This is a genomic window from Desulfofustis glycolicus DSM 9705, from assembly GCF_900130015.1.
In the GTDB taxonomy this organism is placed as follows: domain Bacteria; phylum Desulfobacterota; class Desulfobulbia; order Desulfobulbales; family Desulfocapsaceae; genus Desulfofustis; species Desulfofustis glycolicus.
The window spans coordinates 97,702-123,436 of sequence record NZ_FQXS01000009.1; the positions used below are offsets into that span (position 1 = coordinate 97,702).

General features: G+C 56.3%; 21 protein-coding genes. 8 read left to right on the forward strand and 13 right to left on the reverse strand.

Annotation, left to right across the window (positions count from 1 at the left end; genetic code table 11):
- Positions 1 to 281 precede the first annotated feature (281 nt).
- From BUC26_RS09360 to BUC26_RS09370, 3 genes are all read right to left on the reverse strand, one after another.
- Positions 282 to 1,217 (reverse strand): ParB/RepB/Spo0J family partition protein, encoded by a 936-nt coding sequence (locus BUC26_RS09360; protein ID WP_073375471.1) that lies wholly within the window; start codon positions 1,215 to 1,217, stop codon positions 282 to 284.
- A gap of 96 nt (positions 1,218 to 1,313) precedes the next feature.
- A complete protein-coding gene (locus tag BUC26_RS09365; RefSeq protein WP_073375473.1) occupies positions 1,314 to 1,598 on the reverse strand; it encodes an integration host factor subunit alpha in 285 nt (94 codons plus the stop codon).
- A gap of 143 nt (positions 1,599 to 1,741) precedes the next feature.
- Positions 1,742 to 2,950: a type II secretion system F family protein gene (locus BUC26_RS09370; protein WP_073375474.1), complete on the reverse strand. Its 1,209-nt coding sequence runs from the start codon at positions 2,948 to 2,950 to the stop codon at positions 1,742 to 1,744.
- A gap of 522 nt (positions 2,951 to 3,472) precedes the next feature.
- Here BUC26_RS09370 and BUC26_RS09375 point away from each other — a divergent pair.
- Positions 3,473 to 3,715 (forward strand): PxxKW family cysteine-rich protein, encoded by a 243-nt coding sequence (locus tag BUC26_RS09375; RefSeq protein ID WP_073375476.1) that lies wholly within the window; start codon positions 3,473 to 3,475, stop codon positions 3,713 to 3,715.
- A gap of 120 nt (positions 3,716 to 3,835) precedes the next feature.
- Here the strand turns inward: BUC26_RS09375 and BUC26_RS09380 are convergent, their stop codons facing one another.
- The 3 genes from BUC26_RS09380 to BUC26_RS09390 all read right to left on the reverse strand — a co-directional run bounded on the left by BUC26_RS09380 (position 3,836) and on the right by BUC26_RS09390 (position 6,814).
- The gene (locus BUC26_RS09380) at positions 3,836 to 5,146 is read right to left on the reverse strand and encodes a UDP-glucose dehydrogenase family protein (RefSeq protein ID WP_073375477.1); all 1,311 of its coding nucleotides are present in this window, start codon (positions 5,144 to 5,146) and stop codon (positions 3,836 to 3,838) included.
- 139 nt (positions 5,147 to 5,285) lie between these two features.
- Positions 5,286 to 5,972, reverse strand: coding sequence for a YggS family pyridoxal phosphate-dependent enzyme (locus BUC26_RS09385; RefSeq protein WP_073375478.1), 687 nt, complete (start codon positions 5,970 to 5,972; stop codon positions 5,286 to 5,288).
- Entirely contained in the window at positions 5,969 to 6,814 is an 846-nt protein-coding gene (locus BUC26_RS09390; protein WP_073375593.1) for a TatD family hydrolase, read from the reverse strand. Before BUC26_RS09390 ends, BUC26_RS09385 begins: the two co-directional genes overlap by 4 nt.
- Positions 6,815 to 7,698: 884 nt before the next feature.
- On the opposite strand from BUC26_RS09390, the gene BUC26_RS09395 reads away from it, so the two are divergent.
- From BUC26_RS09395 to BUC26_RS09405, 3 genes are all read left to right on the forward strand, one after another.
- Positions 7,699 to 8,097, forward strand: coding sequence for a roadblock/LC7 domain-containing protein (locus tag BUC26_RS09395; protein ID WP_073375479.1), 399 nt, complete (start codon positions 7,699 to 7,701; stop codon positions 8,095 to 8,097).
- Positions 8,098 to 8,166: 69 nt separating this feature from the next.
- Positions 8,167 to 8,772: a GTP-binding protein gene (locus BUC26_RS09400; protein ID WP_073375480.1), complete on the forward strand. Its 606-nt coding sequence runs from the start codon at positions 8,167 to 8,169 to the stop codon at positions 8,770 to 8,772.
- A gap of 12 nt (positions 8,773 to 8,784) precedes the next feature.
- Positions 8,785 to 12,102, forward strand: coding sequence for a hypothetical protein (locus tag BUC26_RS09405; protein WP_073375481.1), 3,318 nt, complete (start codon positions 8,785 to 8,787; stop codon positions 12,100 to 12,102).
- Between the two features lie 470 nt (positions 12,103 to 12,572).
- Here BUC26_RS09405 and BUC26_RS09410 read toward each other — a convergent pair whose 3' ends face one another.
- The 7 genes from BUC26_RS09410 to ilvB form a co-directional block, all read right to left on the reverse strand.
- Positions 12,573 to 13,427 carry a cytochrome b N-terminal domain-containing protein gene (locus tag BUC26_RS09410; RefSeq protein ID WP_073375483.1) on the reverse strand — a complete coding sequence of 285 codons (855 nt, stop codon included), beginning with the start codon at positions 13,425 to 13,427 and terminating at the stop codon, positions 12,573 to 12,575.
- Positions 13,428 to 13,432: 5 nt separating this feature from the next.
- Entirely contained in the window at positions 13,433 to 13,843 is a 411-nt protein-coding gene (locus BUC26_RS09415) for a QcrA and Rieske domain-containing protein (RefSeq protein ID WP_073375485.1), read from the reverse strand.
- On the reverse strand, positions 13,840 to 14,367 hold the full coding sequence (coaD, locus tag BUC26_RS09420; protein WP_073375486.1) for a pantetheine-phosphate adenylyltransferase: 528 nt from the start codon (positions 14,365 to 14,367) through the stop codon (positions 13,840 to 13,842). Before coaD ends, BUC26_RS09415 begins: the two co-directional genes overlap by 4 nt.
- 27 nt (positions 14,368 to 14,394) lie before the next feature.
- Positions 14,395 to 14,973, reverse strand: coding sequence for a 16S rRNA (guanine(966)-N(2))-methyltransferase RsmD (rsmD, locus tag BUC26_RS09425; RefSeq protein ID WP_073375487.1), 579 nt, complete (start codon positions 14,971 to 14,973; stop codon positions 14,395 to 14,397).
- A 129-nt stretch (positions 14,974 to 15,102) separates the two neighbouring features.
- Positions 15,103 to 16,125: an aspartate-semialdehyde dehydrogenase gene (locus tag BUC26_RS09430; protein WP_073375488.1), complete on the reverse strand. Its 1,023-nt coding sequence runs from the start codon at positions 16,123 to 16,125 to the stop codon at positions 15,103 to 15,105.
- A 350-nt stretch (positions 16,126 to 16,475) separates the two neighbouring features.
- Complete coding sequence (locus BUC26_RS09435) at positions 16,476 to 17,120, reverse strand: phosphatidylserine decarboxylase family protein (RefSeq protein ID WP_073375490.1); 645 nt, start codon at positions 17,118 to 17,120, stop codon at positions 16,476 to 16,478.
- 409 nt (positions 17,121 to 17,529) lie between these two features.
- Positions 17,530 to 19,236 carry a biosynthetic-type acetolactate synthase large subunit gene (gene ilvB, locus BUC26_RS09440; RefSeq protein WP_073375492.1) on the reverse strand — a complete coding sequence of 569 codons (1,707 nt, stop codon included), beginning with the start codon at positions 19,234 to 19,236 and terminating at the stop codon, positions 17,530 to 17,532.
- A 555-nt stretch (positions 19,237 to 19,791) separates the two neighbouring features.
- Between ilvB and leuA the strand changes: the two genes are divergently transcribed.
- The 4 genes from leuA to BUC26_RS09460 all read left to right on the forward strand — a co-directional run bounded on the left by leuA (position 19,792) and on the right by BUC26_RS09460 (position 25,720).
- Positions 19,792 to 21,501 (forward strand): 2-isopropylmalate synthase, encoded by a 1,710-nt coding sequence (gene leuA, locus BUC26_RS09445; RefSeq protein ID WP_073375495.1) that lies wholly within the window; start codon positions 19,792 to 19,794, stop codon positions 21,499 to 21,501.
- 165 nt (positions 21,502 to 21,666) lie between these two features.
- Positions 21,667 to 22,788, forward strand: a complete 1,122-nt coding sequence (gmd, locus tag BUC26_RS09450; protein ID WP_073375497.1) for a GDP-mannose 4,6-dehydratase — start codon at positions 21,667 to 21,669, stop codon at positions 22,786 to 22,788.
- Positions 22,789 to 22,837: 49 nt separating this feature from the next.
- Positions 22,838 to 23,959 (forward strand): GDP-L-fucose synthase family protein, encoded by a 1,122-nt coding sequence (locus BUC26_RS09455; RefSeq protein WP_073375499.1) that lies wholly within the window; start codon positions 22,838 to 22,840, stop codon positions 23,957 to 23,959.
- Positions 23,960 to 24,016: 57 nt separating this feature from the next.
- Positions 24,017 to 25,720, forward strand: a complete 1,704-nt coding sequence (locus BUC26_RS09460; RefSeq protein ID WP_073375500.1) for a bifunctional sulfate adenylyltransferase/adenylylsulfate kinase — start codon at positions 24,017 to 24,019, stop codon at positions 25,718 to 25,720.
- Positions 25,721 to 25,735: the final 15 nt, after the last annotated feature.

The window sequence follows — 25,735 nt, forward strand, 5'->3', positions numbered from 1 at the left end:
ATCTCCGCCCATTATCGGAAGGGCCGGCCGGCTCTTCCTCCGACTGCTGCGCTGCGGCCTGATCGGCTGGCCTCCGAGGCCGGCAGACAGGCCATCAATGGCCTGACCGCCGGCTGCGGACGTCCTGTCCGCAGCCCTACGGGCCTGCTTCTCCGTCCAGCCGGGCCTTCGCGATGCAGTCTCCGGCAGAACCGGCCGGCCCGGCGGACCTAATTGTCATAAAAAGCCCTATTGCTGGAAGGCACAACGAACCTCAGAACGTTGCCGTTTCACACAAAAGCTCACGCCAGAAGGTCTTTCAGGGCTGACAATCGCGTCGCCAGATCGTCAAGACTGTCGAATTCGATCGACAGGGTGACCCGATCGTATTCGAACGAGGTGCTCGGTATAACGGTGCACTGCGAGGGGAGATGCAGGGATTTGACACGTTCGGCGAACTGTTGTCGAGCCTCGGTGATCAACGGATGACTATGACGGTAGATCTCGTCGAGTAGACGGTTCGTCAGCTGCGGGATGTTGTCCCGCCGGTGGTCGAGGTCTAGGCAATAGTGGTATCGGGCGCGGAAGAGGTCCTGGAAGGAGCAGTGCTCTCGAACGGTAATGATCCGGCCATATTCGATGATTCGCAGTTGCTTGTTGTCATTGAGGGCCAGGCCGGCGAAGAGACGTCCGAGAAAGAGTCGGTCGTCTGTGGACAGTTCGGCCAGCAGCAGGCCGGTCTTCGTCGACATTGTTCCGGCGTGGATGGACTGGCGGAGCGGCGGCTCCAGGTCGAGCAGCCGGACGATCCGCCGCCGCTGACCGCTGTTTTTGATGGTGGTGTGTGCGGCGAGGAGAGCCGGTGCGTCATCGCCGGCAAAGGTGGTCGCGAGCAGCGCCAGCCGCGCCGTTTCGATGGGACTGAGCATACCGTTTTCCGCCTGGTCCCTGGCCGCCAGGATGAGCAGATCCCGCGGCTCCAAAGCCGGGTCGAGGACCAGACAAAATGCGTGATCCGCGGCCACTGCACGGAGTGCCTGGAGACGATCCGCTCCACAGATGACTTGATAGCCGTCCCGGCCCGATCGGCGCACCAGCGGCGCCCGGAGGATGCCGTATCTTTGCACGGAAGCAAGAAGTGCAGCATCAATCGACTGATTTAGGTCCTGATGCAGGCTCCAGGATCTGTCTGTGTCGATCGCGTCGAGCGGCAATCGGTGTAGTTCGGGCCAATTCATGGAGGTAAAAGCACGCTGCCTGACCGGGAGCGATCCCGATCAGGCAGCGGTGCGACGAGGGTGTGTTGCGGGAAACTGCAACAAACGGCACGATGGTTATTTATTGATTCTCTCGCGAAGAATTCCCGATGGTTTGAAGGTAACGACACGGCGGGCTTCCAGTGTCAACTCTTCACCGGTTTGCGGATTGCGGCCGCGCCGTGCGTTTTTGTCTTTAACGTTGAATTTGCCAAAACCGCTCAACAGCAGGTCGGAGCCGTTGATCAACGATTGTTTAGAAAGACGCAGGAAGGCCTCGACGGAAGCAGTCGCCTGGGCCTTGGTCAATCCTTCATGGTTTTTATAGACCTGTTGGACCAGGTCGGCTTTTGTCAGTGTCATGGTTTCCTCCCGATAGATAGGACCTGTTGTGCATCACCTAGCTGTAATTGTATTCGCCGCGTAGATTATGTCAATGGTATCAGGTTATTATTTTTTAAATGTGATTGTCGACCTTTTTTTTTCGCGGTGGTGTGGCACCCCCGTTAAATATGGCCAGCCATCTCGAAGATCGGCAGGTACATGGAGACGACCAGGGCACCGATCAGACCGCCGAGAAAAACCATCATGAAGGGTTCGATCATCGCGGTCAAGTTGGAGACGGCCTGATCAACCTCCTCGTCATAGAAGTCGGCTATTTTTTCGAGCATTGCGTCCAGAGCACCAACCGACTCGCCGACGTTGATCATCTGCACGACCATGTTCGGAAAGACGCCGCTTTCCTCAAGCGGCTCGGCAATCGGCCGACCTTCGGCGATCGAGTCCGACACCCGGAACACGGCCCGTTCGATAACCTTGTTGCCGGCGGTCCTGGCGACCACCTGCAGGGCTTCGAGGATGGGAACACCACTCTGCAGCATGGTACTCAGCGTGCGGGTGAATTTGGCGACCGCGACTTTTCTGATCAGGATGCCGACGACCGGCATGTGCAGCAGCGCCTGGTCAATGCGGAGTCGTCCTTTTTCGGTGTTGTAGATCTTGCGAAAGATATAGATGATGGCGATAAACGGCAGCAAAATCCAGAGAAAGTTGTTTTTAAAGGCGTTGCTCAGACCAACGACGATCTGGGTCGGGATCGGCAGGGTGGCGTTGTTCATCTGGGAGAACATCTCCTCGAAAACAGGGATGACAAAGACCAGGATTACCACCAGGATGAGAATGGAAATGGCGAGACAGATGGCCGGATAGGTCATCGCCCCCTTGACCTTTTTTTTCAGGGCCATTGCCTTTTCCATGAAAATGGCCAGCCGGTTGAGGATGGTGTCCAGGATACCGCCGGTCTCGCCCGCCTCGATCATGTTGCTGTAGAGGTTGTCAAATATCTTCGGATGCTTGCGCATAGAGTCGGCAAAGGTCGTACCTGCTTCGACATCGGCCTGGATGGCCGCCAAGGCTTTTTTGAAGGTCGAGTTTTCCTGTTGTTTGCTGAGAATCTCCAAACACTGGACAAGCGGCAGCCCGGCATCGATCATGGTTGCCAGCTGGCGGGTGAAGACCACCACGTCTTTACCGGTGACTTTCGGTTTGAAAAACGAGACGTTTTCAAAAAGGTCTTTCGGTTTTTCCTTGATCACCGGATCGATGATACGCAACCGTTTCACATGGGCGAGAGCCGCCGCCTGATCGGGCGCTTCCACTTCGCCTTTCCGTTTTTCTCCGTACTGATTTTTACCTTTCCATACATAGACAGGCATGACGGTCTCCAAAAAAGCAGATGTTGTTTTCAGCCGTGTGAACAGGTTGTGCGCCGTATGTCTGAGTTATCACGGAATTTATTATATTCCAAGAGATTGGAGAAAACAAGAACCCTTTGAAAAGAGGACGTTTTTCTTGAATTATCAGAATTATCTATCTGATATAATGGAGTATATTGTTTTGTGCCGAGGTGTTCACGGATTCGCGCCATGAAGGGAAGTCGCAACGAACAATGAAAATCGGTTCGATGGGTTTGGTCGGGAGGGCGTCGATATTCGTAAAAACAGTACAGATTGGATCGAATTCTTTGCTTGCACTGCAAAGAACGTTTCAAGGTGGCCGGTTGTTGACATTGTGCTTGCCGACTGAACGCAAGTTTGGTATTTTAGTGCGTTTGCTGGTTCGGTAAAAGGTGAGTGGTCCGGTGCGCCGGCTGCTCTGCCGCGATTTATCTGTCAACCTGCCAGGGGGAACGTGCCCATCGAGGCCGCTTCTGGTTATGAAATACTCCGGAGGATACCATGTCGGATGCAGCTCTCAAGATGGCCGTACCGTTCAAGCCGATCGTCGATCAATGCGAAGGATGTGACCGCATTGTCGAAACGGACGGGGTGCGCCATTGCAGGACCTATGTCAATCCCGAAGCGAAATGGAAAAACGGCATCTGCAATTTCGCTACTCACAAGAAGCCGGAAATCAATATCGCCAAGGTGCGAATCAACCCGTTGAAAGCGTCCAAGCGCGCTTCGAAGCGCAAGCGCTGATACTTAGGCGACGACGCTGTTGCCACACTGACGACAGCGGCTGTTGCAACGGAATTGTTGGCAGCGACCTCCGGGACCGGCCTGACCGGTTCCGGAGGTCGTTTTGTTTTGCGGCAGCTGTCAGGTTCTGCCTACCCCGCTATAGGAAAAGCCGTGGGCTTTGACGATATCCGGCTGGTAGACGTTGCGCAGATCGATAAAGACGCGATGTTTCATAACCGTGCCGAGACGTTCCAGGTCAAGGGCACGATACTGGTTCCATTCGGTCATCAGGATCACGGCATCGGCCCCGGTGCAGGCCTCATAGGCGTGTTCGCTATAGACCACATCGGGCGGCAGCATGGTGCGGGCCTCCTCAATTCCTTGCGGATCATGGGCGCGGATCCGAGCGCCTTTCTCCAATAAAGCGGGGATAATGGTAAGAGACGGCGCGTCCCTCATATCGTCGGTTTCCGGCTTGAAGGTCAGGCCGAGTACGGCGATGGTCTTGCCGGCTTCCGAGCCGCCGAGCATATCCCTGACTTTTTTGACCATTTTGGCCTTCTGGGCAGCATTGGCCTCGACGGTGGCCTCGACGATGCGTAGGCTCTGGCCGTTTTCCTGAGCGATTCTCATCAGTGCCAGGGTGTCCTTGGGAAAACAGGAACCGCCGTAGCCCGGTCCGGGATGGAGAAATTTGCTGCCGATGCGGCCGTCCATACCGATGCCCTTGGCCAGGGCCACCACATCGGCACCGATTGTTTCGCACAATACCGCCATTTCGTTGATAAAGCTGATTTTCGTGGCGAGGAAGGCGTTGGCTGCGTACTTGGTCAACTCGGCGGTCTCGATACCGGTTTTGACGATTGGCGTCTCGCGGAGGTACAACGGCTGATAAACGGCCCGCAGCACGTTTTCCGCACGTTCCGAAGCCACCCCGATGACCACCCGATCCGGCCGCATGAAGTCGGCGATCGCCGCTCCTTCGCGCAGAAATTCCGGGTTTGACGCAACGTCGAAGTCGGCCTCGGGGTTCACTTCGCCGATGATCCTGGCGACCTGTCGAGCGGTGCCGACCGGAACCGTACTCTTGTCAACGATTACCGTGTAGCCCCTCAGGTGCGGAGCGATTTCCCGCGACGCCTCGTAGATATAAGAAAGATCGGCGTAACCGTCGCCCCGTCTGCTGCTCGGGGTCCCTACGGCGATAAAGATCGCCTCGGCAGCGGACACGGCCGCGGCCAGTTCGCAGGAGAAGGAGAGACGTCCCTCCTTGACGTTTTTGGCGACCATTACCTCCAGCCCCGGTTCATAGATCGGCACCTCCCCTTGGCGCAGCCTGTCGATTTTTTCGGTGTTTTTGTCGACGCAGATGACATGATGGCCGAATTCTGCCAGACAGGTGCCGGTCACCAGGCCGACGTAGCCCGTGCCGATCATCGTGATGTCCATTGATCCTGCTCCTCTTATTGTTTCACGGCCTGGAAAGAACCGACGTGGCCGGCGCCGGGCCGTATGTGGTTGATGATACCGTGATTGCGGCCGGTCGACCGCAGCTACTTTTGCACATCTGTCCCGCCTCGTTGCACAATCAGTATCGCTCGCCAAAGATGGCGGTGCCGATGCGGATCATCGTCGCTCCTTCCTCGATGGCTATGCGGTAGTCGTGCGACATGCCCATGGATAGCTCGGGGGGGGCGCCGGCGGCGAACAGCCCGAGTTGCCGGAAGGTTTCGGCGAGTCGGTGTAATTCTCTGAAACAGGGCCTGGACAGCTCCGGGTCTTCGTTGTAGGGCGGCATGGTCATCAAGCCCATGACGCGCAGGTTCGGCAGGGTAGCCAGCCGGTCGAGCAGTGCTTCGGCGTCTTCCGGCAAAACTCCGGCTTTTTTCGGGTCACGGCCGACGTTGACCTGGACAAGCACGTCAAGATGGCGTTGTTCCTCTTCCAGATAACGGTTCAGAGCGGCGGCGATCTTGAAGCGATCGATGGTGTGGATCATCGTAAACAGCGTCGCGGCGGCTTTGGCCTTGTTGCTCTGCAAATGACCGATCAAGTGAAGCTCCACGTCATTCGGCAAGAGCGCCCGTTTATCGGCGGCTTCCTGTAGGTAGTTTTCCCCGAACACCGTCTGTCCGGCCGCACGCGCTGCCAGTATGGCCGCAACCGGGAAGTGTTTCGATACGGCAATCAGCTTGATTCCGGCAGGGTCGCGGCCGCACCGGCGGGCGGCGGCTGCCAGCTCGGTTCGAATTTCCTGGATTTGCCGGCCAATCATGATGTCGGCGCCTCATCAGAGGAAAACGTGCAGGCAAACAGACGACATGCATTGTCACTGGTGTGCCGGGCGATTTCAGACAATGCCACTCCTCGCAGGGTGGCAATCGCGGCGGCGGTATAGATGGTATAGAGGGGTTCATTTCGTTTGCCCCGAAAAGGGACCGGGGCCAGGAATGGTCCGTCCGTTTCCACCAAGAGCTGATCAAGCGGGATTTGTGCGGCAACGGCCTGCAGATCCTGGGCGTTTTTGAAGGTGACAATACCGGGAATGGAGATGTACAGATTCATATCGAGAATGGTCCGGGCAAACTCCAGATCTCCGGAAAAGCAGTGCATGACACCGCCCTGATCGAACGGCCCTTCTGATTGCAGTAATTTTAGGCAATCCTCGTGGGCGTCCCGGTCATGAATGATGATCGGTAGTCCCAGTTCTTTGGCCAGGCCGAGTTGCATGATCAGTGCCGAACGCTGGCGTTCCGGGGCGACATGGCGCTTGACGTAATCCAGACCGATCTCCCCGAATCCGACAATCTGATCGCGATTCCGTTCCACCAGTAGCGCCAGCTCGTCCAGTGTTGTCTGGTCGACGTCATCGGCGTGGTGGGGATGGATGCCGATGGTGGCCCGCACCGTCTTGAATCGCCCGGCGATGGCGACGGCCTGACGGGAGCTGGCTAGATCGATACCAATGGTCACGATGCCGGAGACACCGTGCCGAGCAGCCCGTTCAACGACCTGCTGCAGATCGTCGCGATAGTCTTCCATGTCAAGGTGACAATGAGAATCGACCAGCGTGGCGCCTTCCGGCAGGACCGGAATGGTGGTTCGCAGTTCAGGCACGGCCACGGGCCTCCCGACTGCGGTGAGGATCTATCCGGCGAACCGATCGGTGTAGCGTTATCGGGCCGTGGACCCCAAAACGGTCAGTGTGGCGAATTGCAAGTTGCATCAAAGTATTATCTGACGAGTTGAATACGCGCCTTCCTGGTTGACCGGTGACGGCAAAGAGACGGCGTGGAACAGGTGGCGGCGGAGATTTCGGTAGTGCTGCGTTGTCAAATTCACCACGGTACTTAGCAGATTAACGGGAGGTCTGCAACGGCAAATTGGCTTGTCCGGACAGGCGTTCCGTCTTGTCTGGACGGAAATCCAACGGGGCATAAACCGGTTTTACAAACTTTTTGCGGTCCCGGTAAAATAGTGGTGTTATAGCGGCGAAGCTTTTTACGTGCAGCAGCACGGAATTGTTCAACGGATTTTCGCTATTTGTTCTTAACTAACAGATATCATATATGAATTAATAGAATTTCTTGGTGTTTCGCTGGGGCTACCTGTTATGCCTCTGATTTTTATTGTAAAAATTGAAAAAAGCGCTTCAACTCATGAAAAAACTATCGTATAGTGGTACGAGTAGCAACAGAAGTGTGATCACTTTGTCAACTATGACAAGTGGTTGTTTGCCTGCCGGCACGATGGTTCCAGTGGCACTGGTGCGGGGGGGCGGCAACGGCGAGATGAGGGCAGCGGACGAGAACGGCCGAAGGGCCGTAGTAGCAGCGCCGCTGCCCTTGATTGACCGAGGGATAGGGCATCAGAAAAAAACTTATTTGGCCAGGCCGACTGGTCTTCCGACACCGGGCCGGTTTCGGGTGAGTTTTCCACAGGTTGTTTCATTATCTAAGTAAAGCCGCGGGCATGGCTCAAACCAACAAGAGGTAAACGGCATGAATTACGGAATTGTCAGTCAGGAACAGCTTGAGCAGATCGATACGATTCTCACTGACAAGCTGATAAAACTGGGTGTTGATTGTGTCATCATCATTGATATGGCAGGCAATATCATCACCGCCAAAGACAATGGTGAAAGTAAATATGACGTTTACTCCTTTGCCGCACTTGCCGCCGGAAACTTTGCGACGGTAGATGCCATGGCCAAACTGGTTGGGGAGCAGGAGTTCTCCCTGTTGTTTCACAAGGGGCAGGAATCAAATATTCATTTCTCCAAAATCGACGACGAATTACTGTTGATTTCCATGTTCGGAAAAGATATATCGCTCGGTTTTCTCAGACTCAATGTCGTTGATGTCATTGAGAAAATCCGCCAGCTTTGGAAACGAAAATAGGCGACAGGGCACCACGATGACCGTGCGCCTCAGCAGTATCGATTATCCGAAGCAGAGGAGGGTATTGAGTTGAGCTTCATCAACTTGAAAGACAAGGTTGTTCAAGTAAAGATCGTCTATTACGGGCCCGGGCGATGCGGTAAGACGACCAATCTCGAATATATCAACAAGACCTATCGTAACCAGATAGTCTCCGAGATGGTGAGTTTGAAAACGCACGGCGATCGGACACTGTTTTTCGATTTTTTGCCGTTTGATATGGGCAAGATCAAGGGGTACGATATCAAGATCCAATTGTATACCGTACCCGGCCAGGTCAAATATAACGCGACGCGAAAATTGGTTCTGCGAGGTGTCGACGGCATTGTCTTCGTGGCCGACGCGATGGCCAAGCAGAGGGAAAAAAATATACGATCTCTCAACCAGTTACACGAAAACCTCCTTTCCTACAAAGAGAGTATTTTCAAGATTCCGTTGGTCATGCAATATAACAAGGTGGATCTCAAGGAACACGGGATACCCATTTTACCCACGGAGGTATTGCAGAAAGATCTGAACAGCAGACTCAAGGTTCCGTATTTCGAAGCAAGTGCCATAACGGGCTACAATGTAGCAGCAACTTTAAAGAAGATCATTTCCTCGACCGTTATTTCGATACAGAAAAAATTACTCTAGAGAGAAGGCACGGTGGAACGACAAACAGACAGCCAGTATGACGACGACCTGACCGTCGGAATCGCGGACTATGATGACGAGTCCATCGATGCCGGTTATGTGGACCTGTTCGAGTATTCCGGAGAAGAAGAGTCTCCTATCGCTCGCCTGAAGACGATTGTGCTGTCGATTGATTGGGAGATCACCGACGAAGTCCTGACCCAGTTCAACGACGAATTGACAGACCTGCATGATATCTGGGCCGATGATCCGGTCAAGCTGGTCTATGTCCAGGCGTTGCAGAAAATCGGCAAGTACATTTTCCAGCAGAAGTCGGATTCTCACCCCAGTGCCATCAAACTGCTTCTGACCTTCTATTATAATCTGGAAAAGATCGTTCTTGATGCCGAATTGTCCGAAGCCGAGAAAAAAGAGGTTCTCCGCTCGGATGTGAAAAAATTCGAGCAACTCAAGCGTCAGATCGAGGCGGAGACGGCCAAGAGTAAAAAACCGGCCGCGGGTCCGGCCGGTGCCGCATCCCTTTCCCTGTCGGAACATGGTGCCGCACATCCCGTCCTGTTCAATCTCAAGGCCTGCATTCTCGGTATGGATTGGGAGATAACCGAGCGGGAATTGAGTGATCTGAGCAAGGAGATCAGGCGACTCGAGGTTGAGTTCGCCGGCGACAAACCGCGCCTGCTGTTTCTCCAGGGCATCGAAGCTCTGGGCGGCTATATCAGATTGAAAAAGAGCAATGCTCACGCCGATGCGTTCAAACTGCTCTATTCTTTTTATGAAGGGCTGGAAAAAATCGTCGTCAACGACATGAGCATCGAAGAGCAGAAGGCGATTCTCTTTCCGGAGGTTGAGAAGTTTGAACAATTCAAGAAAATCATTCTGCCGTCATTGACCGAAGACGCCCCGGCGGACGAAGAAGATGCCGGAGCCGCCGACGAGCATGAAGGAGGTGAAGGCACAAGTGTCGCACCGGCGTTTGCCGATGTGCCCGATGAAGTGCATGGCTTCCAGGCCGATGAAGAGGCGGCGCAGCTTGGTGAAGATGTGCCGAACGATGTAGAAGACCGACTCGAACAATTTTTCTCGGAAAGCGGCGACGGAGAGCAAGCTGCCGTCGAAGAAACGCCGGCCAGTGCCGGGCCTGAAGACAGTTTTACTCAGGAGGCGGCACAGCGGGTTGCCTCGTTTTTCGATACCGAGGAGAGCCGGGCCGGTTCCTCGTATATGTCAATCAGCGCCGAAGAGGCCCTGCGCGGTGTCGATGTCGAGACCGACGCCGACGACGACTCGGCCGAAGAGGCCTTACCGGTGGAGCCGAGCGGTACGCTGGCACCGGCCCTGGCCGATATGGAAGGGGAACCGGCGACTATGTTCGGCGATACGTCCGAAGAAGCGATTGCCTGGAGTGATGACGATTCGGTTCATGAGGTGCAAAAACGGCTCGGCGGTTTTTTCGATCAGGAAGCAGAGGAAGGATTGGTTTCCCAGGCGGTGGCCGATTCGGCTCTCCGTGGTGTCGATGTCGAGAGTGAAGCTGATGACGATACCGAGGAAGCCGCACTTCCGCTCAGCGATGATGAAGATCTGGCGCCGGCCCTGTCGATGGAGGATGAAGAAGAAAGGGGTGTCGAATCTCCTGACGAAGGTGAGATGATCGGCACTGATATAGAGGATCGTCTCGAGACCCTTTTTGCAGAAGACGACGCCGTCGTCTCGTCGGCGCTTGAAGGCATTGATCTCGATACCGAGCGTGACGCCGAGCCAGCCCAGCAGCCGGCTGCCTCGTTCGACGATGAATCCCCGGTCCTTTTCGAGTCCGAAGAATCCATTGAATTTGAGAGCCAACTCGATTCTTTGTTCGATGACAGCGATGACCGAGACGATGGTGGCGAAAGGGAGGATTCGCTTGAAACCGCTGGGGCAGAGGAACAGGTTGCCGCGTTTTTCGAACCGGCCGATGATGCGTTCGGTGCTCCGGCTGATCTGTCGCCGGACGAGATGGCGGCCGGTCTGACCGCTGACGATGGAGAAACGGAGGGTGTCGTCTTCACTGCTGTTGAGGATGAGCAGGTTGTCGGTGAGATCGCCGAAGGCATTATTGATGACGGTGACGAAGATGACGGCTATGCCACGTTTGCCAGCGAATCGGATGAGGAGGAATTTTTTGCGGCGATCGATGAACGAGTCGATGAACCGGGTGAGTTCCAAATGGAGCTTCTCGACGAAACCGACGATATCGATACCCGTGATGTGGCTTCCCTGAGCCAGCCTGAAACCGATGGTGCCGGTCAGCCCGGTGAGAAGCCACCACCTCCGGCCGCATTGACCGAAACAGATAAGGAAGAAGACGAGGAAGATACCTTCGTCTTCGCCAGTGACGACGATCTCGGCGATCTCCGGGGAGCCATCGCCTCGCTTGGCGTTGAAATCAACGATACGATCATTCAGGGAATTTTGTCGGCAGTGAACGGATTGCGACACCATTATTCCAACCGTCCGGTAGAGAAGACGTTTCTCCAGTTGATTTCGACCATCGTGCAGCACATCGGCCAGTATCGATATGAAGCAAGCGCCGAGGCCCATGGCCTGCTTCTTTCTGTCTTCGATAAGCTTGAACTCATTCAGAATCCGGAACTGCCGGCGGAGCAGGCCCACGAGATCCTGCTCGCTGAGACCACCAAGGTATTACTCTGGCAGCAGACCATGCTTGATCGGCAGGCCATCCGCAAGGGCGACGAGTTGACCTTTCTCAGTCCCGTTCGTTCCGATCAGGCGGAGGAGATGGCTGAGGATGAGCCATCCGGTGACGGAGATGAAGGTGCCGGCGCCGCCGACCTCGTTACCGAGGAGCAGGCTGAAAAGGAATACTTTCAGGCAGTTTTTGAACCGGTCGAAGAGGATGATGAGCATCAGCATCTCGCGGCCACCGGTGGCGATGAGCAAGGGGATGAAGACGATCTGTTCGACCTGGTCGGGTCCGACCAACCGGAGGAAAGCGGAATTCCTGATGATTCGTTGATCTTGGACGAGGAAAATGTGTTTTCGCTCGATCCGCCGGCCGATACCGAGGAGGAAGATTCGCCGTTTTTGTCTTTTGATGAAGAACTCGAAGGGAACGAGGATGAAACAGCTTCGGATGATTCTTCCTTGTCCTTCGATGCTGCTGTCGAGTCTGAGATTGGTGATGCCGAATCGCCGCCGCCGGATGATGAAGGCTCCGGTGGCGATCCGGTTACCGAATATGTAAAAAAGGAATTGGCAGCGTTGCGCTCCTCATTGCAGGCAGATATTGAGGAATTGCGCAAACGGTTGGAAGGCAGAGACCAAAGCTGAGTCCTCCGCAAAACCATGCATACGGGGTGACAGGTTGCAACCTGTCACCCGAACTCCAGTACAGCTGCGGACATCCTGCCCGCAGCTCCTCTATCCCCATGACGGGACGTCATAACGAACGATGAAAATCAGCGCCGTGGTCGGATGGGCTGGTTGGTTCTCCCTCCGGCTACTGCGCTGCGGCCTGATCGGCCTGGAGCGGACGTCCTGTCCGCTCCCCTTCGGGCCTGATTCTCCGCCCCGCCGGGCCTCCGCGATGCAGCCTCCGAGAGAACCAACCAGCCCGGGAAGTTCAGCCTGTGGAACTGATTTTTATATAGCCCCCATGACGGGATGTCACAACGAACGATGAAAATCGGTGTCGTATTCGGAAGATCCGGTTGGTGAAAGTGAGAGGGGGACAGGTTAAAACCTGTCCCGCCGATTTTCATATAAAAAAAACACAACTGCCTCGGGGCAGTTTATCGCTTTCAATCGTGTATGGTCAGGGCGAGAACCGTTAGGAAGAGGTAGCCGACCAGCCAGCAGCCGACGAAGGTCAGCAGATGCGGATACCAGCGGCTTTTGCGGCGAAGCACGGTGAGGGCGCCGATCAGGGCGACGGGAACCAGAACGCCGGCAATAAGCGGCGGCAGATAGCGGAGTAGTTCCTGTAGGCCGAGAAAGAACCAGGGGCCGGTAATATAAGAAATGCCGAGTTGTTCCGGGTCGAGCGGGGCTGCAACGAATACCCCGGTGAGCATGACGGTCGCGACCAGCGGCAGATGCGAAGTCAGATTGACCCGGTAATAGCGACGCAGATGGTTCCAGGCGAGAAGCAGAAAGAGGATGTTAAACGAGCAGACATGGTGCAGGTAAACGCGTTGCAGCCCACCATCGGAGATAGCAAAAAGAAGGCGATCCAGGGTCGAGCCGAAGAACGGGATGGCTTCGAGGATATGTTCGGCGATCATTCCGGCGGAGAAACCGGTGCTGTCGAAGCGCAGTACATAGCCGGTGAACAGCAGCATCAGGATGACCGGCAAACAGAGAATGAGAACAATAAAGGAGGTGGTGTCGTAGCTCTCAGATTTGTCGAATACCGCCAGGTAGTGGGCCAGGGCGAAGAGGAAAAAGAGCTGACTCGAATAGAAGTGAAGGGATCGGAACCAGGCGCCGTAGGGAATCAGGATGTCGAGGGCGGAGGTCGAGTAATAGGGCTCGTGCGGGTCATAATGCAGACCGACGAGGATCCCTGAGAGCAGGGACAGGTAGAGGCAGATCAGGCTCCACTCTCCCCATTTAATCGATTGCAGCAATGTGCCGAATCGCTCCGCGATACGCATGCGCCCTATTTGATGGTTACGAAAAGAGCCGGTGGGGCACCTTTCTCTTCAACATGATAGCGTGGCAGATGTTGCTGTGCCGGCCCATTGAGCACCTCGCCATGGATGGAAAAACGGCTTTGATGGCACGGGCACTCCAGATAGCCTTCCCGTTCCTTGTAATTGATACGACAGCCCAGGTGGGTACAGATTCGTGAGACAGCCCAGAGTTGATCATCTCGGGATAAGAGGATGAAGTCCTGCTTGAGCAACTGCCCGTCCTGCTTCACCGTGCCGCTTACCTCGATGATCTTCGGTTTGCGCGGCAGCTTGAAGCGGATGAAGCGGATCAGCGGATAGAGCAGCAGGAGCGAGCCCAGCAGCAGAATCAGTCGGCGTGCCGGGCTGGCAACCTGGCGATGGTTGCCGTTGTTCATGACTCGCTGTCGACGGGAGGGGCGCTGGTTCGGAATTTTTCGATCAACATTTCATTGACGTGTTCCGGTACCAGATCGTGGACATCACCACCGTGCCGTGCCGCATCCTTGACGATCGAAGAAGAAATGAAAATCCAGCGAAAACCCGGCATCAGAAAGACCGATTCGACGGATCGTTCAAGTTTCCGATTCATCAGCGCCAACTGAAACTCGTAATCGAAATCGGAAACGGCCCGGAGACCGCGAATGATGGCCCTGGCCTGTCGTCTGGCGGCATATTCGACGAGCAGACCGGAAACGTAATCAACTTCGATCCGCTCGTTGCCCTGAAAACAGCGAAGAATCATCTCTTTTCGTTCTTCCAGGCTGAACAGAGGCGCCTTCCCGGGGTTGATGGCAATAGCGACGATGATTCTGTCAAAGAGATTCAATCCCCTGGTAATCAGGTCTAGATGGCCGTTGGTGATCGGGTCGAAGGTCCCGGGATAGATGGCGGTCGTGGGCAGGTGCTCTGATGGTGTCATGATTGGTTCCTGGGCTCGGTAGGGTGGTCAGATTGGTGGCGTCGGGCGATAGAAGATAAACATCGAGTCGCCGTAGCGCCGGCTGTCGATCCGGATTAGGTGGTGAAGCGAGTCGGGCGGCGAAAAGTCTTTACGCTCCTCGATGATGAGCAGTGCTGTGGCAGAAAAGACATCGGGGCGATCGAGCAGGTGAAGTATGGTCCGTGCCAGATTTTTGCCATACGGAGGATCGGCAAAGACAAGGTCGTAGCGACGGTGCGGATCGCCGGTGGTGGTCATGACACCGAGACCTTTGCTCAGATCGGCCCGGCGTAACGCCGAACGCTGTGGACCGTCAGCAATCAGTGCGACGTTTTTAGCTACCAGCGTGAGGGCCTGGCTGCTGTTATCGACGAAAAGCACCGATGCCGCGCCCCGGCTCAGTGCTTCACAGCCAAACGCACCAGTGCCGGCGAAAAGATCGGCGACATGACTGCCGACGATCGCCGAGCTGATGATATTGAATACCGCTTCGCGGGCGCGATCGGCTGTCGGTCGGATGGCCCGGGTGCCGCCGGCCGGAGTGAACAGCCGGCGTCCCCGGGCGATGCCGCTGATGATCCTCATCTCTCTTCGCTGCTCCGCAGGCGATCATCGCCGATGTCGATTCTCTTGTCCGCTTGAAACTCCGAGGTGGAAATGGTGCCGGCTGGCGCAAGGCATCCCGGCGTGTCGGCGTTTTCGACCGGCAGATAATCAATCCTTGAAAAACTGCTCGGCGATCTGGATGGTGTTCAGTGCCGCACCTTTCAAGATATTGTCGGAGACGACCCAGAGGTTGATGCCGTTGGCGATGGATTCGTCTTCGCGGATTCTGCCGACAAATGTGTCGAATTCCCCCTGGGCGTTGGTGGCTAGGGGATATCGCTGCTTGAGCGGGTCATCGACAACGGTGACGCCGGGGGCTTCCGCCAGCAGGGCGGTTACTTCAGCGGCGGAAATTTTTGTTTGGGTCTCGATGTTGATCGATTCCGAATGGCCGTAGAAGACCGGTACCCGGACGGCGGTAGCGGTGACCCCGATCGATTCGTCCTCGAAGATCTTTCTCGTCTCGTTCACCATCTTCATCTCTTCCTTGGTATAGCCGTTGTCCAGGAACGAGTCGATATGCGGCAGGCAGTTGAAGGCGATTTGGTGTGGATAGACGCGATGGGAGAGCGGTGTGCCGGCGACAAAATCGCGCACCTGCTGCTTGAGTTCCTCGATTGCCGACGTACCGGTGCCGGATACCGCCTGATAGGTAGAGACGACGATTCGCTTGATACCGGCGCGATCGTAAATCGGTTTGAGCGCGACCAGCATCTGGATAGTGGAGCAATTCGGGTTGGCGATAATACCACGCTTAGCGTACCGACTAATCGCCTGAGGATTGACTTCGGGAACCACCAGGGGGACATCGGGGTCCATTCTGAAGGCGCTCGAATTATCGACGACGATGGCGCCGGCCGCCGCCGCTGCCGGCGCAAAGGCGAGGGAGCGGTCAGCCCCGGCTGAAAAGAGGGCGAAATCGATCCCTTCGAAAGAATCCTCGGTCAACACCTCGACCGCCACATCCCGACCTTGAAACGGGCAGGTTTTCCCGCGTGACCGTTCCGAAGCGAGCAGCCGCAGTTCATTGATTGGAAACGCTCGTCGGGCTAAGGTTTCAAGCATAGCACCACCAACGGCTCCGGTGGCGCCGACAACGGCGACATTATATGCTGATTTACGTGTAAACATCGGTTCACCTCAGATCAGATGAAATGACGGGCGGCCCGTGCCGCCAGTCTGATTATCGACCAGTGAACGTACCAGGTTTACCGGCAATATTCAATTGCAATGCAATCTCCAGGGTGAAGCTTGTCACGATCGAAAAAAGGTCCCGTCATAGTCGGCAGGGCCGTTTGTCGTGCCACAGATTGCTCCTCGCAGGCGCGGCGGGATGTTGAACCGGGGCTGCCGTTGGTAAGTCAGCAGAGATAGATTGAAACCGGTTCGCCTTCTGGAATCGTTGGCAGGAAAGTCAGCGGGGGACAGGTTAGAACCAGTCCCCCGTTAATTTTCAATAGCCGTGATAGGATCGGCCGGTTTTAGTTTAAACGGGCCAGGATGGTTTCTCCGGCTCTGCTTTTCTGCCCGACTTCGGTGGTCATCGTCGCCGTGATGGGCAGGTAAAGGTCGAGACGCGAGCCGAAACGAATCAGACCGTAGCGCCGGCCGGCGTGGACCGACTCGCCGGGTTCCGCCCGGCAGACGATTCGTCTGGCGATCAGACCGGCGATCTGCACCACCGTCAGCCTGACATTTTCCCGGACAGCGATGGTCATGGCGCAATACTCGTTTTTCAGGTGGGCATCCTTGTTGTCGGCGGCCAGGAAGGCGCCGGGTATGTGACGAATGTGCTCAATCGTGCCGGCGATGGGAATGCGGTTGACATGAACGTTGAAGATGTTCATGAAGATGGAGATCTTCCATACCCGTTCGGGAGAGAACCGCTCATCGATCACCTGCTCGACGACGATGATTTTTCCGTCCGCCGGAGCGATGACAACATCGTTTTCCACCGGCGTGATGCGGTCCGGATCGCGGAAGAACATCAGGACAAAGGTGGTGATCAGTACCAGCACAAGGGTTGCCGTCTGGAGGCCGAGCAGGGCACAGGTAAGGGTGAGGAAAGCGGTGTAGCCGATAAACGGGACACCCTCTCGGGCGATGGGAATACGTTCTGTTCGCATGGCAATCGTCTCTTGATGTTGACCGCAGTTGAAAGTCCGTGGAAGGCGGGTTACTACTTGTCCCGCCATTGGAAGTTTATGTGAACCTCAGTTTCCCGGGCTGTCCGGTTCTGCCGGAGGCTGCATCGCGGAGGCCAGGTGGGGCGGAGAAGCAGGCCCGAACGCTTCTCGCCAGGCCATGGATGGCCTGTCTGCCGGCCTCGGAGACCAACCGATCAGACCGCAACGCAGCAGCCGGAGGGAGAATCGACCCAGCCCTATCGACCACGATGATACTTTTCAAGGTTTCCTTTGTTGTGATCTCCAGTCAGATTTGCGGAGGGTGAGGTTAAAACCGGTCCCGCCGTTGGAAAGCATTTAAAGTTAGCGGGGGACAGGTTAAAACCAGTCCCGCCGTTGGTTAAGTTAGCTATACGAGCAGCATTTCGGTGGTTGCCTTGCCGGCCGGCACCATCGGATAGACGCCTTCCTCACGGGCGATGCGGAAGTCCATCAGAACCGTGTTGTCGACGGCCAGGGCCTGCTTGATCACCTCGACGACTTCGCTCTTTTTCGTCGCGCGAAGGCCGACGGCGCCGTAGGCTTCGGCCAGCGCGACAAAATCAGGGGCGATGTCCATCTCCGTTGACGCATAGCGCTTATCGTAGAAAAGTTCCTGCCACTGACGAACCATGCCGAGGAATTGGTTGTTGAGGATCGCCACCTTTACCGGACAGCCGTATTGCCGCGCGGTAGCCAACTCCTGGATATTCATCTGAATCGAGGCGTCCCCGGCAATGTCGATCACTACTGCGTCGGGCCGGGCCAGTTTGGCGCCGATCGCGGCGGGCAGCCCGTACCCCATGGTGCCGAGACCGCCGGAGGTAAGAAAGCGGCGCGGCGTGTTGTAGCGATAGAACTGCGCAGCCCACATCTGGTGCTGGCCGACTTCGGTGGCGATGATGGCCTCGCCGTTGGTTAGCTCGTCGAGCATTTCCACCACGTATTGCGGTTTGATGATGTCATCCCCTTCATCGCGATAGGCGAGGGGGTGTCGCTCGTTCCACTGCCTGATCTGCTCGAACCAGGTCTGGTGCTTGTCCTTTTCGTCGGTTACCGAAATCTGCTGTTCATTGTTGAACCAGGTGTTCATTGCCGTCAGGGCCTTTTTGCAGTCGGAGATGATCGGTACGTCAACCTTGACGTTTTTGCTGATCGAAGTCGGGTCGATATCGACATGAATGATACGGGCTCGCGGCGCAAAGGAGTCGAGTTTGCCGGTGACCCGGTCGTCGAAGCGTGCCCCGACGGAAATAAGCAGGTCCGCTTCGGCGACTGCCATGTTGGCGGTATAGGTGCCGTGCATACCGAGCATGCCCATCGACAATTGATGGCTGCCGGGGAAGGCGCCGAGTGCCATCAGGGTCGTTGTTACCGGAATATCGAGTTTGGTGGCCAGTTCGAAGAGTTCCCGGTCAGCATTGGCCAGGACGACGCCGCCGCCGACATAGAGAACCGGCCGGTGCGCCTCCATGATCAGGCGGCAGGCCCGGGTGATTTGCTCCATTTCCGGTTCATGGGTGGGTTGATAGTTGTGCATCTTGATCGGAGTGGTTTCCCGGCAGGTTACCAGCGCCTTCATAATATCCTTGGGCAGGTCGACGAGAACCGGCCCCGGTCGACCGGTGCGGGCGATATGGAATGCCTCGCGCAGTGTCGGAATCAGGTCTTCCTTCTGCTTGACCAGGTAGTTGTGCTTTGTGCATGGCCGGGTAATGCCGACGATGTCGACTTCCTGAAAGGCGTCGTTCCCGATCATCGCGGTTGGCACCTGACCGGTCAGGATGACCAACGGAATCGAATCGAGATAGGCGGTGGCGATACCGGTGACACCGTTGGTTGCGCCGGGACCGGAGGTAAGCAAGGCGACACCGACCTGCCCGGTAACCCTGGCATAGCCGTCGGCGGCATGAACGGCCGCCTGTTCATGCCGAACAAGAATATGTTTGATCCGGCTGCTTTGTATCAATTCGTCGTAGAGATCGATAACGGCGCCGCCGGGATAGCCGAAAATGGTGGAAACCTTCTCTTCCACAAGGCATTGAACGACGGCCTGAGCGCCGGTAATCTGAGTCATGATTATGAACCTCTGAGTAGACGTCTGGAAAAACGATATGCCGGTTGGTTCCGGCGATGGATGAACGAACTTTAAAGTATAAAAATCCGTCCGAAATATGTCAACACCAATGGAACCGACGTTCTCTTCCCGGTGCGGTCCGAGAGCAGGTTCCGGCGCCGAGGCAGGCAGCAGAATTGTCTTGACAACCGGAAGCAACCGGGTTTACAGTGCTAATCAAAGTGACCACTGCGTACATACAATAAATAACAAGATGATAGATATGCTCCTCCTGGCTCTACACGCACTTCTTCGACTGACCCTGTCGGGTCATGCCGCGGTACGGGACGGGATCGTGTAGCATAGTTGAGAATCCAGTTGACACGGCCGCGGTTGCAGAAACCGCGGCCTTTTTTTTTGTCCGGCGGCGCGTTGAGCGCGGCAGGGCAGGCCACGAAGGCTCAGACACGGTGAGTCTGGTGCATCGGCTGGTTTGAGGAGAATACAAGACGATATCGCCTCGGGTGTCTATCCGTGTACTCGTCGTCGCTATCGAGAATCCCGCAGGAGAGATCCATGAAACCGGAATCAGTAAAGAAATATCGACCCTATCCAACCCTGCCGTTTCCGCAGCGGACCTGGCCGGACAAGCGGATTGAGACGGCGCCGACCTGGTGCAGTGTCGATCTGCGTGACGGCAACCAGGCATTGATCCAGCCGATGAGTCTGGCAAAAAAACTGGAGATGTGGGAGTTGCTTCTCGATATCGGCTTTCGAGAGATCGAGGTCGGATTTCCATCGGCCTCGCAGGTCGAATTCGAATTTGCCCGGACCCTCATCGACGACGGCCTGATCCCGCCGGGCACCGCTATTCAGGTGTTGACGCAGGCGCGCGAGCATCTGATCAAGCGAACGTTCGAATCAATCAGGGGCGCCCGGGATGTAATCGTCCATCTCTATAATTCCACATCGACCTTGCAGCGTGATGTGGTCTTCAATATGAGCCGGAAGGAGATTATCGATCTCGCCGTGCGCGGCGCCGAGTTGGTGCAGCAGGAAGCAAAAAACTATCCCGAAACCAGATTTCGCTATCAATATTCCCCGGAGAGCTTTACCGGGACCGAGCTCGACTTCGCCGTCGAGATCTGCGAAGCGGTAATGGCTGTATGGCAGGCTGACGAGCAGAACCGGATTATCATCAACCTGCCGGCGACCGTGGAACTGGCCACCCCGAATATCTTTGCCGACCAAATCGAATGGTTTTGCGCGCACATGAAACAGCGCGATGCCGCCATCATCAGCGTGCACACCCACAATGACCGAGGTTGTGCCGTGGCCGCCACCGAACTGGCGTTGATGGCCGGTGCCGAGCGGGTCGAGGGGACCCTGTTCGGCAACGGTGAGCGAACGGGCAATGTCGATATCGTTACGCTGGCCCTCAACATGTTCACCCACGGCGTTGACCCTCAGCTCGATCTCCATGATATCAACCGCCTGATCGATGTCTATGAGCGAGTCAATCGCATTCCGGTGCACCTCCGTCACCCCTATGCCGGGGAACTGGTCTACACGGCCTTTTCCGGCTCCCACCAGGATGCGATCAACAAAGGCATGAGTCGTTACGAGACGGCGTCCGCCGCATTCTGGGAAGTACCGTATCTGCCGATCGACCCCTCGGACGTTGGTCGGACCTATGAGTCGATTATTCGTATCAACAGTCAGTCGGGAAAGGGCGGCGTGGCCTATATCATGGATCACGACTTCGGCATCAAGATGCCCAAAGAGATGCATCCCGAGTTTGGCCGGATCGTGCAGGAGATGACCGATCGTGAAGGACGTGAGTTGCACGCCCGGGAAATCAATCATGCCTTTGAAGAGACGTATCTCGATCTGCATCACCCTTTTGACCTGATCTCCTTCCAGGTGATGAAACGACACAGCGATAAAAAGGAGAAACGGTCCTTTGCCGAAGTGGAGGCGACCCTGGAGGTGGATGGTCGCGAGCAGTCGATCAAAGGGACCGGTAACGGCCCGCTTGATGCTTTCTCCAACGCTTTGAAAGTCCTGGTCACCGGTGAGTGGTCCCTGTGCAGCTATCATGAGCATGCCCTCAATACCGGCTCCCATGCCAAAGCGGTGGCCTATATCCAGGTTGAACGTTCGGATGGCAAACGTTTTTGGGGTGCCGGCATCGACACCGATATCATTATCGCCTCTGTCAAGGCCTTGTTGAGCGGTCTCAATCGCGCTGCCAACGGCCAGAAGGCGACGGTCGCCCTTGGCTGAGCGAAGCGGCCTAGCCCGGCCCACTCGCTTCCCTCGTGCAGACACCTGAACAGGTTGCTGGCGCGCGACAGAATCTGTTTGCCAAGGCCGGGCGATTATGGTTAGCTGTCAGCGCCGACGGCGGGGTAGGCTCGTTCGGGCAGCTAATCGAGACTATGTCAGGACATGAAAAAAAAGGCGCTGATTACCGGGGTGACGGGCCAGGATGGCTCGTACCTGGTCGAGTTTCTGTTGGAGAAAGGGTACGAAGTGCACGGCATCAAACGTCGCACTTCACTGTTCAATACGGACCGGATCGATCATATCTACCAGGGTCCCCATGAGACTGATCGTCGTTTCATCCTGCATCATGGCGACCTGACCGACTCGTCGAGTCTAATCCATATCATCGAAAAGGTCAAACCGGACGAACTCTACAACCTGGCCGCTCAGTCTCACGTTGCCGTTTCTTTCGAAGAGCCGGAATATACAGCCAATTCCGACGCGCTCGGGACGCTGCGGCTGCTTGAGGCGATCAGGATTCTCGGCCTGACCGGAAAAACGAGATTTTACCAGGCCTCCACCTCCGAGCTTTACGGAATGGTTCAGGAGATCCCGCAGAGCGAGCGAACACCGTTCTACCCGCGATCTCCCTATGCGGTGGCCAAACTCTATTCCTACTGGATCGTGGTCAACTACCGGGAAGCTTATTCGATGTACGCCTGCAACGGGATTCTGTTCAACCACGAATCGCCGCGACGCGGCGAGACCTTCGTCACCCGTAAGATCACCCGGGCGCTGGCCAGGATCGTGCTCGGCCTGCATGATTGCCTCTATCTCGGTAATCTCAATGCACTGCGAGACTGGGGCCACGCCCGAGATTACGTTGAGATGCAGTGGCTCATGCTGCAGCAGGACCGACCTGAGGATTATGTGATCGCCACCGGCGAGCAGCATTCGGTGCGCGATTTCGTCGAGCGTGCCGCCGGCGAATTGGGCATCACCCTGTCTTGGAGCGGGCAGGGTATCGATGAAGTCGGCACCGTCGAGCAGGTCGATCCGGCCAAGGGTGATGTCAGGTGCCGGCCCGGGCAGGTAATTGTCCGGGTTGATCCGCGTTACTTCCGGCCGACAGAGGTGGAAACCCTGTTGGGTGATCCGACCAAGGCCAAGAATGAGCTCGGCTGGCAGCCGCGTACCAGTTTCTCCGAGCTGGTCGCCGAAATGGTGCGGGCGGACCTGGAAGAGGCCCGGCGTGACGAACTCTGCCAGGGAGAAGGGTTCCAGACCTTCAATCACCACGAATAAAGAGGGCGTAGATAGTGATCATTCGACCGGGACACCCTACGAGTTGTCGATGACAGGACCTCTACCGGAATATTCGCTGCACAGTCGGATCTTCGTCGCCGGCCATAGGGGCATGGTCGGTTCGGCCATTTTGCGCTTGCTGCGGAAGAAAGGATACGAAAACCTCATCACCCGCCGTTCATCCGAGCTTGATCTGACCGATCAACGGGCGGTCCGGCAGTTTTTCGCCGATGAATCAGTCGACCGCGTCGTGTTGGCCGCAGCGCGGGTCGGAGGAATTTACGCCAACAACACCTATCCTGCAGAGTTCATTCATCAGAACCTGATGATCCAGAGCAATGTGATTCACGAGGCCTGGCGTAGTGGGGTCAAGCAACTGTTGTTTCTCGGCAGCTCCTGCATTTACCCGCGGGACTGTCCGCAGCCGATGCGCGAGGAGGCGCTGCTGACCGGCCCACTGGAAGTTACCAACGAGCCGTACGCGGTGGCCAAGATCGCCGGTATCAAGATGTGCGAGGCCTATAATCGCCAGTACGATACCGACTACCGGGCGGTCATGCCAACCAATCTCTATGGTCCCGGGGACAATTATCACCTGCAGAACTCCCACGTGGTTCCGGCGATCATCAGGAAATATCATCTAGCTCGACTGGCCCGGCAGCAGGATTGGGACGGGATCGAGGCCGATGAACGGACCTTCGGCCCGATTCCGCGTGACATCAGGATGGCGCTTGGTATCGGCCAGGCGACCGGGCAGCGAGCGCCGACCGGTGGTTTGGTGCAGGTCGAACTCTGGGGCAGTGGTCAGGCACGCCGGGAATTCCTTCACGTGGACGATATGGCGTCGGCCTGCCTCCATATCATGGAAATCGATCGGCAGAACTGGCAACAGGCACTCGCCGAGGGCGATTCGTCAGGTCCGGTGCCTTCTTTCGTCAACATCGGTGTCGGTAAGGATTGTACGATCCGGGAGCTTGCCGAGGTGATCAGGGAGATGGTTGGCTTTCACGGGGAGACCCGCTACGACACCTCCCAACCCGAGGGCACGCCCCGAAAACTACTCGATACGAGGCGGTTGCAGCGCTTTGGCTGGCAGCCCTCTTTTTCTCTGGCCGATGGGCTGCGTAACGTCTATACCTGGTACCGGGCACAAACAGAGAACGGGAGGTGACTCCCTCCGTCAGGTTGTCTGGACCAGTTTCGACTCTTCTAGTAAGCGGATGTCGTGATGAAAGGTGAAGATTATTCCGAATCCCTGGTGGTGCACTTTCGCCGTGCCGAGGAGTTGCGTCGTCAAGCCCTGGACTTGACGGCTATCAATCCAAACGAGCGGCAGCTGTTCGATCTTGAGCTGCTGCTCAACCGCGGTTTTTACCCACTGACCGGCTTCATGGACCGGGCCGCGTACGAATCGGTGCTTGACGGGCTCACTTTGCCGGACGGGACGGTCTGGCCACTGCCGGTCTGTCTCGATGTTGACGAACGGACGGCCGCGCAATTGTCGCCGGGACAAAAGGTCGCACTCAATGACCAGGAAGGGTTTTTGCTGGCGATCCTGACCGTCTCTGACGTGTGGCGCCCCGATCGACAGGCCGAGGCCGAGCAGGTCTTCGGCAGTTCGGAACCGGCTGCCCATCCCGGTGTCAGGCAGCTGCTCGAGGGCAGCAAACCGTTTTATGTCGGTGGCACCGTCGAAGGGATCAGTCTACCGATCCATTACGATTTTCTGCAACTGCGGCTGACCCCGTCGGAAACCGTGCGACGCTTTACAATGAACGGCTGGCGCCGGGTACTCGGTTTTCATACCGAGCAATATCTGCATTGTGCTCACCGGGAGATGGTGCTCGATGCGGCCCGTCAAATCGGGGCGGCGATTTTTCTGCAGCCGGTGGTAGGGCTTGATCATCCGGGAGATGTCGATTTCTTTACCCATATCCGTTGTTACCAGGTATTTACCAGCAAGTTTCCGCCCAATATGATCATGCTTGGCCTGTCGCCATTTGCTTCACGCCGGGCCGGTCCCCGGGAAGCTTTGCAGCAGGCTATCATGCGCCGCAATTTCGGCTGTACGCATTTCATGGTCGCCGATGATCATGCCGATCCGTTTGCCAATCAAAACGGTTCAGCGATGCTTTTTTACGAAAAAGGTGCGGCCCAGGAGTTGGTTGCTCGATATGCAACGAAGACCGGGATCGAGATGGTCCCGCAGCTGGAATATTGTTACGATGAAGAGAGTGGCACCTACTCTCCACTGTCGGCACAGGAGACGGACAGCAAGCGCGCCGTTACGTCGACGGAATTGCAGAGCCGGATCGTTCGCGGCGATGAACTGCCCGATTGGTTCGTCTGGCAGGACATGCTTGACGAGTTGCAGCTGGCTTTTCCACCGAAGTCCAGGCAGGGATTCACCATTTTCATGACCGGCCTGTCTGGGTCGGGAAAATCGACGATCGCCAAGGTGTTGCTGGTCAAATTTATGGAACTGCGCGAGCGACCGGTAACCTTGCTTGACGGCGATATTGTCAGGAAGAACCTGTCATCGGAACTGAACTTTTCGCGGGAGCATCGGGATCTCAATGTCACCCGTATCGGCTATGTCGCCTCAGAGATCACCAAGAACGGCGGTATCGCCATTTGTGCGCCGATTGCGCCATACGAGGAGTCACGACAGGCAAACCGGGCGCTGATCTCCCGCTATGGCGGCTATATTGAGGTCCATGTTTCAACGCCGCTCGAAATTTGCGAACAGCGTGACCGCAAGGGATTGTATGCCAAGGCCCGATCAGGGCGGATCAAAGGGGTGACCGGAATCACCGATCCCTATCACCCGCCTGTCAATCCGGAACTGCGCATCGACACATCAACGATGACGCCGCTGGAAGCCGCCCAGGAGATCATGCTCTACTTGCAGCAGCAGGGCTATGTCTCCTGATCTGCCGATCTGTCC